General features: G+C 61.1%; 15 protein-coding genes. 10 read left to right on the top strand and 5 right to left on the bottom strand.

Annotation, left to right across the window (positions count from 1 at the left end):
* Positions 1-11: 11 nt before the first annotated feature.
* The gene (locus BP737_RS03820) at positions 12-1,229 is read right to left on the bottom strand and encodes a hypothetical protein (RefSeq protein WP_292409146.1); all 1,218 of its coding nucleotides are present in this window, start codon (positions 1,227-1,229) and stop codon (positions 12-14) included.
* A 107-nt stretch (positions 1,230-1,336) separates the two neighbouring features.
* On the opposite strand from BP737_RS03820, the gene endA reads away from it, so the two are divergent.
* The 4 genes from endA to pheT are packed head-to-tail and all read left to right on the top strand — an operon-like array spanning position 1,337 to position 6,722.
* Positions 1,337-2,350: a tRNA-intron lyase gene (gene endA, locus BP737_RS03815; RefSeq protein ID WP_292409147.1), complete on the top strand. Its 1,014-nt coding sequence runs from the start codon at positions 1,337-1,339 to the stop codon at positions 2,348-2,350.
* Positions 2,351-2,359: 9 nt separating this feature from the next.
* On the top strand, positions 2,360-3,616 hold the full coding sequence (locus BP737_RS03810; protein WP_292409148.1) for a tryptophan--tRNA ligase: 1,257 nt from the start codon (positions 2,360-2,362) through the stop codon (positions 3,614-3,616).
* A 3-nt stretch (positions 3,617-3,619) separates the two neighbouring features.
* On the top strand, positions 3,620-5,065 hold the full coding sequence (locus BP737_RS03805) for a phenylalanine--tRNA ligase subunit alpha (protein WP_292409149.1): 1,446 nt from the start codon (positions 3,620-3,622) through the stop codon (positions 5,063-5,065).
* 1 nt (position 5,066) lies between these two features.
* Entirely contained in the window at positions 5,067-6,722 is a 1,656-nt protein-coding gene (pheT, locus tag BP737_RS03800; protein ID WP_292409150.1) for a phenylalanine--tRNA ligase subunit beta, read from the top strand.
* Here pheT and hisF read toward each other — a convergent pair.
* Positions 6,664-7,470, bottom strand: a complete 807-nt coding sequence (hisF, locus tag BP737_RS03795; RefSeq protein WP_292409151.1) for an imidazole glycerol phosphate synthase subunit HisF — start codon at positions 7,468-7,470, stop codon at positions 6,664-6,666. The two genes, pheT and hisF, sit on opposite strands and share 59 nt — an antisense overlap.
* Before the next feature lie 430 nt (positions 7,471-7,900).
* Here hisF and BP737_RS03790 point away from each other — a divergent pair, with 430 nt between their 5' ends.
* Positions 7,901-9,127, top strand: coding sequence for an adenosylhomocysteinase (locus BP737_RS03790; RefSeq protein ID WP_292409152.1), 1,227 nt, complete (start codon positions 7,901-7,903; stop codon positions 9,125-9,127).
* 316 nt (positions 9,128-9,443) lie between these two features.
* Here BP737_RS03790 and BP737_RS03785 read toward each other — a convergent pair whose 3' ends face one another.
* On the bottom strand, positions 9,444-9,845 hold the full coding sequence (locus tag BP737_RS03785; RefSeq protein ID WP_292409153.1) for a transposase: 402 nt from the start codon (positions 9,843-9,845) through the stop codon (positions 9,444-9,446).
* Positions 9,846-9,869: 24 nt separating this feature from the next.
* Positions 9,870-10,139, bottom strand: a complete 270-nt coding sequence (locus BP737_RS03780) for a hypothetical protein (protein WP_292409154.1) — start codon at positions 10,137-10,139, stop codon at positions 9,870-9,872.
* A gap of 338 nt (positions 10,140-10,477) precedes the next feature.
* On the opposite strand from BP737_RS03780, the gene BP737_RS03775 reads away from it, so the two are divergent.
* The 5 genes from BP737_RS03775 to BP737_RS03755 all read left to right on the top strand — a co-directional run bounded on the left by BP737_RS03775 (position 10,478) and on the right by BP737_RS03755 (position 13,675).
* The gene (locus tag BP737_RS03775; RefSeq protein ID WP_292409155.1) at positions 10,478-10,651 is read left to right on the top strand and encodes a hypothetical protein; all 174 of its coding nucleotides are present in this window, start codon (positions 10,478-10,480) and stop codon (positions 10,649-10,651) included.
* Positions 10,652-10,915: 264 nt separating this feature from the next.
* Positions 10,916-11,737 (top strand): molybdate ABC transporter substrate-binding protein, encoded by an 822-nt coding sequence (gene modA / locus BP737_RS03770; protein ID WP_292409157.1) that lies wholly within the window; start codon positions 10,916-10,918, stop codon positions 11,735-11,737.
* Positions 11,712-12,554 (top strand): ABC transporter permease, encoded by an 843-nt coding sequence (locus BP737_RS03765; RefSeq protein WP_292409159.1) that lies wholly within the window; start codon positions 11,712-11,714, stop codon positions 12,552-12,554. Before modA ends, BP737_RS03765 begins: the two co-directional genes overlap by 26 nt.
* Positions 12,554-13,267 (top strand): sulfate/molybdate ABC transporter ATP-binding protein, encoded by a 714-nt coding sequence (locus tag BP737_RS03760; RefSeq protein WP_292409160.1) that lies wholly within the window; start codon positions 12,554-12,556, stop codon positions 13,265-13,267. The genes BP737_RS03765 and BP737_RS03760 overlap by 1 nt, the downstream gene beginning before the upstream one ends.
* Before the next feature lie 96 nt (positions 13,268-13,363).
* Entirely contained in the window at positions 13,364-13,675 is a 312-nt protein-coding gene (locus BP737_RS03755; RefSeq protein WP_292409162.1) for a hypothetical protein, read from the top strand.
* A gap of 685 nt (positions 13,676-14,360) precedes the next feature.
* On the opposite strand, the gene BP737_RS03750 is transcribed toward BP737_RS03755, so the two are convergent.
* On the bottom strand, positions 14,361-15,478 hold a 1,118-nt coding region (locus BP737_RS03750; protein WP_342685943.1), incomplete at its 5' end, for an ATP-binding protein.

Raw genomic sequence — 15,478 nt, 5'->3', positions numbered from 1 at the left:
GGGGCGGGAGATTACCTTCGCATCTTTCTTTCCGCGACCAGGAGGAGAAGCGCCGTCCCGGCGACCGCTGCGCCGAAGCCCGGCGTCGTCGGTGCGGGTTCGGCCGGCTCTTCAAGGCCGACCAGCCAGGCGGCGCTGGTGTCGGGCGAGAGGAACCGGATGCCCGCAAGGACGTAACCGCCGTCGGGAGCGTTGCCGGCCGCGTAGACCCCGGTTGCGGGGAACGTCGTGTTCCACTGAATTGCCCCGTCTCCATCGGTCCCGAAGGCGAAGCCCTCACTGCTCCTCTGGTCCGTGCCTGCGATCAGGTAGCCTCCGGAAGGCCGCAGGCCGACGGCGTAGCCGGTGAGGCCCTCCATGTTCTTGAGCCAGATCTCCTCCCCGTTCGCGTCAACGAGGCCGTACCAGTAGTTGCCTGCGTAGACGAACCGCCCGTCGTCAGCCTCCTTGATGTCGTAGATGGTCGGGGCCCCGTAATTCTCGTGCCAGAGGGTGCTGCCGTCGGCGTCGAGGCGGATGAGGAAGGCATCTCCCCGGTCGTTATTGAAGGGGGATTTCGTGCCCCCGATGACGTACCCTCCGTCGGCGGTCACAAGCCCTGCATTCGCGGCGGTGCCGGGGAACGTCCGGTTCCAGACGGGAGTACCGTTGCCGTCGGTCTTCACGATCGCTGCCGCCGTGTCGTCTATCGATTCGGATCGGCTCCAGAGCCATCCGATGACAGCGTACCCGCCGTCAGGGGTCTCTGCGACGGACGAGACCATCATCCCGGACAGGACCTGCCGCCACTTCTCGGTCCCGGCGTCGTCGGTCCTGATCAGGAAAGAACTGCCCTGATAGGTGATATTCTGGTCCGACCCGGTCGTGGAGACGTTGTATGCGCCGATGATGTATCCACCGTCAGCGGTCTTTGTGACGGAGGCCGGCGCTATGTCGGGGAATGTCCGGTTCCAGACGTGCGTGCCGTTGCCGTCGGTCTTTACGAGCAGCAGGTCTTCTTTGCCGCCGTAGACCTCCGTAAGGGCGGAGCCGAGAGCAATATATCCGCCGTCTGCGGTCGGTGCAACGGCATCGAACTTGTTGTTATTCTCCGGCGAGAACGTCACGTTCCAAGAGACCGACGGGGCGGCCTCGCTTGCGGCGAAGGCTCCTGCCGGCAGCGCCGCCGCGAGGAGCAGCGCCGCGAGGACCATCCCCTGCTGCCAGAAGAATCGGTGTCTTTCCGTCATAAGATCATCACTTGGTGAGGTGCAGCACGCAAAAAACATGGTGGTTCGGCACCCCGGACCGTGTCGGCAATCCCTTAATGTCCGTGCACTCCCAATAGTTCTAGCACGTGTCGGCGATATTCGACGGAACCTGGGTGCGCCTCGGAAGTGAGGGACGCACGCTCTATGAGCAGGGCGGTTACGGGAGGCTGGAGGGGGACGGCCTCCGGCTCTCTCCCGAAGAGGCGCTCTACCTCATAGAACGAGATAAGATTGACGTAAAGGATTTTGACTTCGACGCCCTGCTCGGCCTCTTCGCCGGTCAGCCGAACTTTATCCGCAGGTACCTCGTCTACCGCGACATCCGCGAGCGGGGGTACGTGATTCAGCCCGGTCCGCACGATTTTCGTGTCTTCCGCCGTGGTCACCGGCCCGGGGTCGGGAGGTCCCAGTACCTGATCCGGGTTCTCTCCGAGCGGGACCTCGTCGACTTCGACCGACTGGGTCAGGACGTGCTTGCAGCGGTCAACATGCGCAAACAGTACCTCCTCGCGGTCGTCGACGACGAGGACGAGCTGACCTACTATGAGGTGCGTGTGCAGGACCTCCCCCGGGTCGGAGAGCCGGCCGGGTGCAGCATGCCGCCGGTGGAGGCTTCCCTCTTCGGGACCTACGCGCTGGCCCACCTGCCGCCGGGGACGCCGCTTGAAGAGGACTGGTACGGCAAACGGCTTGACTCCCGGCGGCTGCTCCTCCGCCCGGTCGAGTCGATCTACCTCATGCGCCGGCACTGTCTTGCGGTCACGCGGGACGGCGAACCGATGACTGCGGAGCAGTTTCTCGATTCGGTGGCCGAAAAGGACGTTGAGATCCGCGAAAAGGAGCGGGTCTTCTCCGACCTCCGGGGGAGGGGCTACATCCCGAGAACCGGATACAAGTTCGGCCATCACTTCCGTGTCTACTCCGGGAAAAAGCCTCACTCCGAGATGCTCGTCCATGCCGTCCCGTCCGGGACCACCCTGCCGATGAGTGCGGTCTCACGCTCGGTCAGGCTTGCGCATAGCGTCAAAAAGAAGATGTTGTTTGCCTGCATATACACTACCGATATCCGATACGTCGAATTTGCCCGAATCAAACTGTGAGCAGAGACCATGCAGTCCGAAATGAATCCGTGGTCGAGTAACCAGACCATCGATGTGGATCGACTCTTTGCCGAATTCGGCATCGGGCCGATCGGTGAGGTCGCACGCAGACTTCCCGAGGTACCGTCGTTTATGCGCAGGGGTGTTGTCGTCGGACACCGGGACTACGGCCTGATTGTCGATGCCATCCGGAACCGCACACCGTTTCACGTGCTGACCGGGTTCATGCCCTCAGGCCTCCCGCACCTCGGGCACCTGATGGTCATGAAGGAGGTGGTCTGGCACATCCGGCAGGGCGGGAACGGCTACGTGGCCGTTGCCGACCGGGAGGCGCATGCGGTTCGCGGCCTCTCGTGGGAGAAGTGCCGCGAGTTCGGGAAAGAGTACCTCAAGGCCCTCTACGCCCTCGGGTTTGAGGGAACGACCTATTACCAGAGCAAAAACGAGCGCTTGAAGGACCTGGCGTTCGAGGCGTCCACGAAGGTGAACTTCTCGGACCTCTCGGCGATCTACGGGTTCGGGCCCGAGACCTCGCTCTCCCACGCCGTGAGTGTCGCCACCCAGGTTGCCGATATCCTCTTCCCGCAGCTCGACGCGGGCCCGGCGCCGACGGTCGTCCCGGTCGGCCTCGACCAGGACCCGCACATCCGGCTCACCCGGGACGTGGCCTACAAACTCCGGATGTTTACGGTCGAGGACCGGGGCGATCACATCAGCGTTCGGTCGAAGAACGCCCCGGAAGAGGCTCTCGAGGCCGTATCCCGTGCGTTCCCGGGCTCAAAGAAGTATGCTGGCCATGTGGACGTCACCGGTCTTTCGATGGACCGGGTGGAGGGCGCCGTCCGGGAGATCGAGATCGCTCACGGCGGGTTCGGGTTCTACCTCCCTTCGTCGACCTACCACATCTTCATACCCGGGCTTCAGGGCGGGAAGATGTCGAGCAGCGTACCCGACAGTTTGATCGGGTTCTACGAGTCCGAGCGGTCGCTCAAGAAGAAGATTATGGCGGCGTTGACCGGGGGGCGGATGACGCTTGAGGAACAGCGGCGCCTTGGGGGCGAGCCCGACCGCTGTCCGGTCTATCTCTTAAACCTCTTCCACATGCTCGAAGACGACGTGGAACTCGCCGACTTACGCCGCCGGTGCGAGAGCGGCGAACTCACCTGCGGGCAGTGCAAGAAGGAGACGCTGGAGCGGGTGCAGGCGTTTCTCGTGGATCTGCGGGAGAAAATGGACGCGGTCGAGCACCTTGCGGAAGAGGTGTGAACGGTGGAATTGACGCTGAACGAGAAGAGACTCCTGGTCGCCCTGGGGCCGACGGGGTCCGCCGACGCGACTATTCTTGCGAAGAAGATGAGCGCCCGCCCGGAGGCGGTGGTGCAGTACGCGAATCTCGCCGGTGAACGGGGGCTTGTGAACGTGGAAAAACGCATTTCCCGGCGATTCACTCCGACGGAGGAGGGCCGGACCTACCTTGGGAAGGGCCTTCCCGAGCGGCAGTTACTGGAGAGTTTCGGGGAGACGATCCCTATGCGGGACCTCCAGAGGCACCCGCTTGCAAAGATCGGGATCGGCTGGATGCGGAAGAAGGGCTGGGTCGCCATCCGGGACGGGGTCGTGCAGAAGACCGGCGCTTCCGCCCCGGGGCCCGACGAGGCCGCGTTTGCCCGGCTCGGCGAGAGCGGTGCGGTCGAAGACAGCGTGGGGGTTGCCGATCTTCTTCGGCGCGGGCTCGTCGCAGAGGAGGAGGCCGTCACCTACATCGTCTCGATGGCGCCCGGAGGGAAGGCCCTCCTCGCCGGAGGGCTTGACCTGCAGGAAGAGACGGGGACGCTCACCCGCGACCAGATCCTCTCCGGTGCGTGGAAAGGTCTCTCTCTCCGGCGCTACGACGTCGGGAAATTGCCGAAGCGCGTCTACCCGGGCAAGATCCACCCCTACCAGCGCCTCCTTGACGAGATGCGCCGCATCCTCTTTGATATGGGATTTACGGAGATGGCGGGCGGGATCGTGCAGAGTTCGTTCTGGAACTTCGACGCGCTCTTCCAGCCGCAGGACCACCCGGCGCGGGAGATGCAGGACACCTTCTTCCTTGGCGAGCGCTGGCCGCTCCCGGCAGGGTATGAGCGCGTCCGCGATATGCACGAATTCGGCGGCGCGACCTCTTCCACCGGGTGGGGCGGCGTCTGGAGCGCGGAAAAGGCGCAGCAGTGCGTGCTCCGGACCCATACGACGAGCCTCTCCATCCAGCATCTCGCGAGACACCCGAAGCCCCCGGTGAAGGCGTTCTGCATCGGCAGGGTTTACCGGCGGGAAGCGATCGACCCCACCCACCTTGCCGAATTTGAGCAGCTCGAGGGCGTCGTGATGGACGAGGGGGTCAACTTCCGCCACCTTCTCGGGTTCCTGAAGGAGTTCTACGGAAAGATGGGCTTTGAGAAGGTCCGGTTCCGGCCCGGCTACTTCCCCTACACCGAGCCCTCCGTGGAGCCCGAGGTCTACGTCGACGGGCTTGGCTGGGTGGAACTCGGGGGAGCGGGCGTCTTCCGGCAGGAGGTGACCGCACCCTTCGGGATCGAGCACCCGGTGCTCGCGTGGGGTCTCGGGATAAGCCGGGTTGCGATGCTGAAACTCGGTCTCCGGGACCTGCGGCAGCTCTACCGGAGCGACGTCGAGTGGGTCCGGGAGACGCCCACCTACGGCGGGAGGCGGTGAGATGGCAGTAATCACGTTACCCTACCGGTACCTGGAACGGCTGACCGGGACCGACCGACAGACGATCATCGACCGTGTTCCGATGATCGGGGCCGATATCGAGCGGATTGAGGAAGACCACGTGGACGTCGAGTTCTTCCCGGACCGGCCGGACCTTTACTCGCCCGAAGGCGTTGCCCGGGCGATGCGCGGGTTCCTCGGGATCGAGGAGGGCCTACCGGTCTACACCGTCCGGCCCTCGGGCATCGCCTTCTCGGTCGACCCGGGTCTTGCCGATATCCGGCCGTGCCTGGGTTCGGCGGTGATCCGGAACGTCGACCTCGACGAAGAGGCGATCGAGAGCCTGATGAGCCTCCAGGAGGCTCTCCACTGGGCGGTCGGGCGCGGACGGGCCAAAGTGGCGATCGGCGTCCACGACCTCGATGCGGTCACGCCGCCCTTCCGGTATATCGCCTCACCCCGGAGCCGCTCTTTCGTTCCGCTGGACTTCGAGCGGGAGATGACCCTCGACGAGATCCTTACCGACCACCCGAAGGGCAGGGATTACGCCCGCCTGGTTGAGGGGTTCGCCCGGTTCCCGTTGATCGTCGATGCCGACGACCGGGTTCTCTCGTTCCCCCCGATCATCAACGGGGAACTGACGCGGGTCACGACGGCAACGAAGAACATTCTGCTCGACTGCACCGGCACCGATCAAAAGGCGGTGATGACGGCGGTGAACATCATCTGCACCGCGCTCGCCGAGGCCGGGGCGACGATTGAGACGGTCGCCGTCGACGGGCGGGAGATCCCTTCGCTTGCGCCGGCCGAGCGGGTGGTCTCGGTCGGGGAGTGCGCCTCCCTCCTCGGTCTCCCCCTCACGGCGGAGGAGATGGCGCGGCTCCTCCGCCGGATGCGGTTCGGTGCCGAACCCGACGGAGACCTGCGGGTCCGGGTCCTCGTTCCCTGCTACCGGTCGGACATTCTGCACGACTGGGACATCTTTGAGGACGTGGCGATCGCCTACGGCTTCGAAAACTTCGATGCCGTCCTCCCGGCAACCTCAACCATTGCAGAGGAGCACCCGACCACCGCCATCGCGGCCGCCGTCCGGTTGGTGATGACCGGTCTCGGATACCTCGAGATGATGCCGTTCACCCTCACGAACGAACGGGTGCTCTATTCGAACATGCAGCGGGAGCCCCTGCCCGGAACCCTGCGGGTGCTCCACCCGATCAGCGAGGAGCAGACGGTGGTCCGCACCGACCTCCTTCCGCTGCTCATGGAGATGCTCCAGGCGAACAAGCACCGCGAACTCCCGCAACGGCTCTTTGCGGTGGGCGACGTGGTCGAGGCCTGCGTCACGTATCAGAAGGTCGCTGCGGTCAGCATCCACCCCGGGGCCGATTTTTCTGAAGCGTATGCAGCGGCGGATGCCCTCTGCCGGGAACTCTCCCTTTCCTACACGGTCGTTGAGTCGGCGGACCCGGCGTTCATCGACGGTCGCCGGGGGGACATCGTCGTCGGCGGGAGGATTGCGGGGGTGTTCGGGGAGATCCACCCGGCAGTCTTAACCGCGTTCGACCTCGAGCATCCGGTGGCGGCGCTTGCGCTCGACCTTACAGCCGTACCGGGATACCCCGTTCCGCCAGGTACTCCTTCACCTGGCGGACGGTGAACTCACCGTAGTGGAAGACGCTTGCCGCGAGGCAGGCATCGGCCTTACCTTTTGTAAACCCGTCGTAGAAGTGTTCGAGGGTGCCCACGCCGCCGCTTGCAATCACCGGGACCCCGACCGCCGACGAGACTGCTCTGGTGATCGGGATATCGAACCCTTCCTTCGTCCCGTCGGTCTCCATGCTGGTGAGCAGGATCTCGCCGGCCCCGCGTTCCTCGGCCTCTCGCGCCCAGGCGACGGCGTCAAGCCCGGTCGGCCTACTCCCGCCGTGAGTCACGACCTCGTACCAGCACTCCCGGCCGTCGGCGAGGGCGATCGGCGTTTTTCCCGGCGTCATTTCATAATTCCGCCGGACGTCCACGGCGACGACGATGCACTGGGTGCCGAACCGCTCGGCGCCCCGCGAGATCAGTCCCGGGTCCCGGACGGCGCTTGAGTTGATGCTTACCTTGTCCGCACCCGCCCGGAGGAGCTGCTTCATGTCGTCAAGTGTCCGGATGCCTCCGCCGATGGTGAGCGGGAGGAAGAGTTCATCGGCCGCCCGCTGCACGACGTCGACGATGGTGCCCCGGTCCTCCCGGGTGGCGGTGATATCGAGGAACACCACCTCGTCCGCACCCTGCTCGTTGTAGCGCTGGGCCAGCTCGACGGGGTCGCCCGCGTCGCGCAGCCCGACGAAGTGCGTGCCCTTGACGACCCGCCCGTCCTTGAGGTCCAGGCAGGGGATGATCCGCTTCGTCAGAACCATGGGTAATGGTTGGGGAGCGGGAGGTGATGAGGGTTTGGTATGTGCGAGGTGTACCTTGCGAGGTTCCGCAGGAACCGGGCAGACGCACTATCCGGTGTGCGGGACGTTATCCCGGGACCACGGTTGCGCCTTCGTGGTATTCCATTGGATATCGTCAATGGGAGCGGGGCTGACGGGGAGGGGGGATGCTCCTCCCTCCCCCCCCTCGAGGGGATATCCGGAGAAAATCCGTGTTCAATGAGCGTATCCATCGGATGAACATTCCGGGGATGCTCCTCGCGGACATCTGTCAATAGATGTTGCACATCCACGCGGGCGATCCTGCTCCTCTGAAACCTGTGCCGCTCCCCTCAGTTTTAAGTGATCCCGAAAGATACCCTTACAGGCAAACCGGAGAACTCTCCGGACAGATACCGGTCTGGTGGAATTAATGGAATCTGGAGATCTCAAAATCGCGTGGGCGCGGCAGTATATGCCGGTCCTTGCGTCTATTCGGAAGCGGTTTATCGAGGAAAAACCGTTCTCGGGCATGACCGTCGGCATGGCCCTGCATGTCGAGGCAAAGACTGCGGTGCTGGTCGAGACCCTGGCGGCGGGCGGTGCCGGGGTGCATATCACGGGGTGCAACCCTCTCTCGACCCAGGACGATGTCTCGGCGGCGCTCAACACTCGGGATAGGGTTCATTCTTATGCCCGTCGGGGTGCGAGCGTCGAGGAATACTACGCGGCCATCGATCGGGTGCTCGATGCCCGTCCTGCGATCACCATCGACGACGGTATGGACCTGATCTATCGCATCCACACCGAGCGGCAGGACGTTCTCGATTCGGTCATCGGCGGGTGCGAGGAGACGACGACCGGCATCCACCGGCTCCGCGCCATGGCACGGGACGGGGCGCTCGAATTCCCGGTTATCGCCGTCAACGATACCCCGATGAAGCATTTCTTCGATAACGTCCACGGCACCGGGGAGAGCGCACTTGCATCCATCATGATAACGACGAACGTCCTCATCGCCGGAAAGCGGTTCGTCGTCGCGGGGTACGGCTACTGCGGCCGGGGGCTTGCACGCAAGGCCCGGGGTCTCGGTGCCCGCGTCATCGTGACCGAGGTCGACCCCCGGAGGGCGCTCGAAGCGCACATGGACGGGTTCGATGTCATGACAATGAATGAGGCGGCGGCCCTCGGCGATATCTTCGTCACCACCACCGGGAATGCGGGCATCATCACCGGGCAGCACTTCCCGAAGATGAAAGACGGGGCCATCCTTGCGAACGCGGGCCATTTCAACGTGGAGATCGATGTCGCGTGGCTCGCATCCCACGCGGACTCCACCGTCCACCGGGACGGGATCGACACCTACATGCTCGACGGCATGGCCGTTCATGTCCTTGCCGAGGGGAGGCTCGTGAACCTTGCAACACCGAAGGGCATGGGCCACCCGGTCGAGGTGATGGACCTGAGTTTCGCCGTCCAGGCGCTCTCTGCGGAGTTCATCGCAAAACACGGCCGCGATCTCGCTCCCGGGGTTCACGACGTCCCTTCCGCCATCGACGAAGAGGTGGCGCGGCTGAAACTCGCCGCGCTCGGTCTTTCGATCGACCGTCTGACGCCAGAGCAGGAGACCTACATGAACAGCTGGGCGATCGGGACGTAAATTTTTTTGTTCCGGAAGAACGCCCGGCGGAGAGGTGCCGAGCCGTTGCGTTGTCAGGCCGTCCCCATCCCGGAAAGGCGTTTTCGGAGATCTCCTGATGTCGTCCCAAAAGATCCCGAAAACCCTTGGTGCATCTCGATCGGATACTTATCGTAGAATTTCTGTCGCCGGGGCCGCACCGGAGGTCTACCCGGAGAAACGGCTTTTATCCCGGGCACACCTTGCGGCAGACGTTCCTGGCCAACCTCACCGTTTACCGGGAGGTGATCGGGGGCGAACCCCCGGAATGGTCCGGGTGGGGGACTGTTCTTCCCGTCTACCGGTTTATTGCCATTACAACCGGCCGATCCCCCTGTTGCGCCTGGATATCGTTGGTATCCGTCACACAGCGCGAGAGATCGACACGAAAACCGCTCTGCAGTTTCCGGTTTTTGATCTTCCGTGTTTTCCGGATCTCATACCCGGAACGGAGCAGGTCGAAGAAGATCGCCTGGTACACCTCCTTCTCGCACAATTCAAGGTGATACCGGTGAATCGTCGATTTCGTGCCATATTTAACCGGAATGTCGCGCCAGGTGCAGCCGGTGGTCAGGATGTAGAGGATGCCGTTGAACAACCCGCGAGGGTCGCGTCGGGGTCGGCCGACGTGCGGCTTCGTCGGAGGAAGGTGCTTCTGGACGATCCTCCACAGTTCATCGTCAATTTCCCTGAATGCCATGCTCTTGAATGTTATCTATAGGTATCATCTCATTCTCACCATAAACCCGTGGCCGCACCCGGCGCACCGGTATTGGGCATAGAGGCCCCGGTCGGAGAGATCGACGGTTCCGTGGAACTCTCCCGGGGACCCGCACCTGGGGCACTGGTGGGCGACGTGCGCTCCCCGACTGCCGTTAACGGGGTCCTGGTGCTGGCAACCGCAGAAGGGGTCGGGAGTGCACGTCCCCTCATCGGTATCCCCGACGGCGTTCGATGAGCCCGGTGTCTTTTGGGTACGGGTTATTACGTGCACGTATCAGCCCTCTTGTTTCCGGTGTGGTTGCTCCCCTCTGTCGTGCTGCAGCCCCATTCATTTTGTGCCTGTCGGACGCTTTCCGGCAGGCACAGGCTGACCGGCTTGCTCCATCTCATGCATTTAGATCGGGTCTAAGAAGGTTTAATGGTATCTATTGGTATCCTATGGTATCGCAATAGAAAAATAAAAATGACAGGATATAACTGTTCTGCAGGCTACCTAAATAGGAGATGGAGTCCCCCGATACCGTTTCAAGCAAACAGGTGGGTGTGCGACTGCCGGGCCACCTGTACCGGTGGTTGAAGGCTAAGGTCGATCGCGATGAGTACTCGAACATGGCACAGGCCGTCATTGGGGAACTGACAAAGGCCCGGACACTCGAAGAGGTGCCGCACCGGCCAATGCTTTACGATTCCATGGGCGAGGACCCCCTCGCCCGGATGGTGAACGAGCGCATCGAGGGGGTCCGTCGCGAACTCCTGGATGAAGTGAAGCGACGGTGTTCCTGATCAGAACCTGCTTCATTTCTGCAAGGATCATTCAAATAAAGCCTGAATTTTCCCTGTTTTCACGTTCGCCCCGGCGTCGATCTCCGATGAGGGCCATTTTCCCGGTTCGGGCCCGCCTGTTCCCTCCTTTCTGTGCGGCGAGGTCCGGCGACACTATACCTTTTAATACTGTAGGAAACGGTTAATCTATTTTATTTAATAAATGTATAAAATAAACTAAATTAAATACCTGGAACTGCAACCCTTTTATAGGAAAGGTGTAGCATGAAGATGTCAGTTCCGGCAACCCTTGTTGCCGTAAGTCTTCTAATTATTGCCGCTCTCCTGGTTGCGGGGTGTACGACCACCCCGCAGGCTCCTGGGGAAACGACTCTGACCGTCTTTACGGCAGCGTCGCTCACGGGGGCCTTCACTGATATCGGGAGAGCATATGAAGCACAGAACGAGAACGTCAAGGTCGACTTCGTCTTCGACGGCTCGCAGACCCTCCGCACCCAGATCGAACAGGGAGCGAACGTAGATATCTTTGTCTCTGCAAGCACGAAGCACATGCAGGCCCTCCAGGACGGGGGGTTCATGGACAACAGCACCGTGGCCCCATTCCTCGAGAACAATCTGGCCCTGATCGTCCCGGTCGATAACCCGGCGGGGATCACGGGTCTTGCCGACCTGAATAAGTCGGGCGTGAAGATCGTCATCGGCACCAAGGATGTTCCTTTCGGCGACTACACCCGGCAGATGCTCGAGAAACTGGCTGCCGACCCTGCATACGGCGAGGCATACCGTGAAGCCGTGATGCAGAACGTCATCTCCGAGGAGACAGCGGTGAGTTCGGTGGTGCCCAAGCTGGCGCTCGGCGAGGCGGATGCGGCGATCGTCTACAAGTCGGACGTCACCAGGGACGACCTGGACAAAGTGACGCGGATCGAGATCCCGGCCCAGTACAACGTCAAGGCCACCTATCCGCTCGGCATCCTTGCGGAATCGCCGAGCAAGACTGAAGCAGAGTCGTTCATAGCATTCGTCCGGGGTCCGGACGGCAGCGCCATCCTGACAGACTATGGATTTGACCCGATCCCTGCCTGAGCGTGAGGTTCTCCTCTCCGGCAGCCGGACGCGGTTCTGGAGGGCGGCGCTTGCCCTCCTCATCTCCGTCCTTCTTGTTATCTTCCTCCTCTTCGTCACGTTGCCGGTCGTCTCGCTCTTCCTGCGCATCTCGCCGGAAGCTTTCTTTCGTTCACTTGCCGCACCGGTGGTCCTCGATGCGCTCTCCCTCTCTCTCGTCACCGCGACGGTGAGCACGGCGATCGTCGTCCTCTTCGGGACGCCGCTTGCCCTGGTGAACGCACGGCGGGACTACGCGGGGAGGGAGCTCGTCGACACCCTCACCGACCTCCCCATGGTCCTGCCGCCGGCGGTGGCGGGCCTCGCGCTGCTGATGGCGTTCGGGCGCCGGGGCGTGGTCGGGCAGTACCTCGACGTCTTCGGCATCCAGATCGCCTTCACCACCCTCGCGGTGGTCACGGCCCAGGTCTTTGTCGCCTCGCCGTTTTACATCCGGCAGGCGAGAGCGAGCTTCGAGGCGATCGACCGCCTCTACGAGGATGCAGCGCGGACCCTCGGGGCGTCCCCCGGAACTGTCGCCCTCAGGATTACCATTCCGCTTGCATGGGGCGGGCTCGTCTCCGGGGCAATCCTCTCGTTCGCCCGGGCGCTCGGAGAGTTCGGCGCCACGATCATGTTTGCCGGGAACTTCCAGGGCCGTACCCAGACAATGCCGCTTGCGATTTATACGACCATGCAGGGAGACATGAACGCCGCGATCAGCCTCTCCATCATCCTCGTCGTGATATCGTTTGCGGTGATCTCCGCGGTGAAGATCGTCACCCGGAGGAGGTACTGATGCTCTCTCTCCATGTTATCAGGCAGTTGCGGGACTTTCCCCTCGATGTCGCGCTCTCGGTCCGGTCGGGGGAGACCCTCGTCCTCATCGGGGAGAATGGGTCGGGCAAGTCCACGGTGCTGAACCTCGTCTCCGGCATCCTTACGCCTGATGCAGGCGAGATCACCCTCGGGGACCGGGCGCTCTTCTCGGACGGACAACGGATCGATATCCCTGCCGAGAACCGGAACATCGGCCACCTCTTCCAGTCCTACGCTCTCTTCCCGCATATGACCGTCTTTGAGAACGTGGCGTTCGGCCTCCGGTGCAGGAAGGTGCCGAAGCCGGAGATAGCCAGATCCGTGGCGGAGCACCTTCGCGCGATGAACCTCTCCGACCTATCCGGCGTCAACGTAGGCCGGCTATCGGGAGGCCAGCGGCAGCGGGTGGCCCTCGCCCGGGCGCTGATCCTCGACCCGGAACTCCTCCTCCTCGACGAGCCGCTTGCGGCCGTGGATATGCGGGCGCGAGGCGCGATGCGGACGGAGCTCCGCGACCAGATCCGGGATGCCGGCATCCCCTGCATCGTCGTCACGCATGCCCTGCGCGACGTCCTCGAACTCGCAGACCGCCTCTGCCTCCTTGAGGAGGGGAAGGTGCTGGCCGACGGAACGCCGGAGGAGGTGCTCGGGATGAAGGAGAACGGGTTTATCGCGAGTTTCACCGGGGGGTGAGCGGGGGGAAGGCATGGATAGTGGAGACCCGGAAACCGGGGATGCTGGAAAAGGTCCCGGCACGACCTTATATCCCGGACGCCCACCTCTAGGTCGATGACACACAGTCCCCGGATCTCTCTCCTGCTCCTTGCACTGCTGGCGGTTCTTACTTCTGTGCCGGGGCTGGTTTTTGAAGAGACCGCAGGCCAGCAGCTCGCCGTCGAGTGCCCCTTCAACGAATCGCACGCATTGGTATACCAGCGGATACTGGAGCAGAACGCATCCGTAGGTGAGTACTATGAGATGACCTGCCCTGAATTCCTGGAGAGCATGCCCCCGGAGACGAGGGCGCATCTTTACAACACGACGATGCGCGGGCCCCGGGATATCGCTGCTGACAGGGTGTTTGTCCCTCCCGGAAAATAGGTCGCCATCGGCATCGCCTCGCCTGTTATCTCGATTTGCGGAGTGCCTATCCACCTTAGCGATATCGTCATCCCCGGCCTCGTCGGGCTCGGTATCCTCGCCCTGCTGGCGGCAGCCTGGATCATCCGGCAGCGCGTCCGTAAGAAGGAGGAGTGAGCCTCACCGGGGGCGACGTGCCGGACCCCGGGCGCAGTAGAGGCACTCCTGCGCGTACCCGGCATACTCCCCGAAGTAGTCCCGCGCAAACCGCCGGATACGCTCCTAACCGACCGGGGTACAACTCCTTCCTGCAAGGTCCGGGAGGTCCGCCCCGGCCTGCCACCGCCAGCGGCCCATAGAACAAACGCTCGGCATCGACCGATCGGTCGGATGGCGGGTCGGCCCCGCGCAGGGAGAGGCGGGATGAAGAGGGGGAGGACCGGAGACTCCAACGCGTCCATCCTCCGGCGATTCGGAGGTCACCGTCATCCTCCCGGTACCGGATGAAGAGGCGACGATCGGGATCTGTTTTGACGTCATCAGGGACATCTCTTTATCCGGCTTCTCATCCAAATGTTGTATGAGAAGTATTATACTTTGTATACACTCTTAAAAGAATACAAACAGGAATAATCATTTCTCGGTCTGTCTCTGCCTGCCGATGGAGAGAGTATATCATGCCTATACCTTGCCAAAATAGTTCTGTTCAGAGATCATCAAGATCAAATACACTATATCCCATTTCACGCAGAATTTCTTTTCCATCTATCTTCTTTGCAAATAGAGCAAAATACTCCTTTCTGGATTCATTATTCCACTGAACATAGCATGACTTTTTTTCAAGCCCTGAGAGGGTCCTTTCGGCACCGGTTTTGTCAAGACTTTTCCATTTACATTCCACGTATAAAATCTCCCTGTTCTCCGGGTTGGTGACAATTGCATCAATCTCATGTTCTTTATGCCACCAGGGCCTGACATCAGTAAATGAGAAAGGGAGGGGGATTTCCTTGGTTTTTATCTGTTCGATTACCAGATGCTCAAACTGCTTTCCGTAATAGGCATTGAGCCCGGAAGAGATACGGGAATAGACTTCATCAACAAGGCTCATTTCAAGATCCGACAGGTTCGGATATACAAATCTGAACCAGAACCTGAAGAACTGGTCATTGATCTCATAGATTCCGCCTTTTCTTCTCCCAAGAGGGAGTATATATTCAATAAAATGGAGGTTTTCAAGCACTGAAAGGTATTTTGAAAGGTTGCCCCTGTCTATTCCGGTGACCGAAGATAATTCCCCCTGTTTATTGTACCCAAGGGAGAGATATTTCAGGATGAGTGTATATATTTTCGGCTCCCTGAACTCTTCTCTGAGCAGAACTCCGGGCTCGTTGTAGAGGATTTCACCTTTTTTGAGGATCTTTTCCTTTATATTCTCTTCGACTGTCAGGGAGCCGTCAAGTTTTTGAAGGTAAAAAGGTACGCCTCCGCATATTGCCCATACCCTGAACAGATCGGCTTTTTCATAATCAGGATAGAAGTATTTTACATGCCTAAATGACATCGATGAAACATTCCATTCTCCTGTTCTCCTCCCGTATAGCGGGCTTTTGTAACCTAAAACCTCGTTTTCCATCATTCCCATTGAAGAGCCGCATAGTATCAGGAATATATTGCTCTCTACAAGGAGTTCATCCCAGATCTTCTGAAAGACTGATACAACTCCGCGGTTCAGCTCAATTAAATATGGAAATTCGTCGATCGCAATTACCGCCTTTCTGCCGCCCAACTCCTCTGAAAGGTAGGTAACGTAACGAGTTTGCTGTA

It is taken from the genome of Methanoculleus sp. UBA291 (assembly GCF_002499755.1).
Lineage (GTDB): Archaea > Halobacteriota > Methanomicrobia > Methanomicrobiales > Methanoculleaceae > Methanoculleus > Methanoculleus palmolei.
Note: the sequence above shows the minus strand (reverse complement) of the source record. Positions and strands in the feature narration are given on the sequence as shown.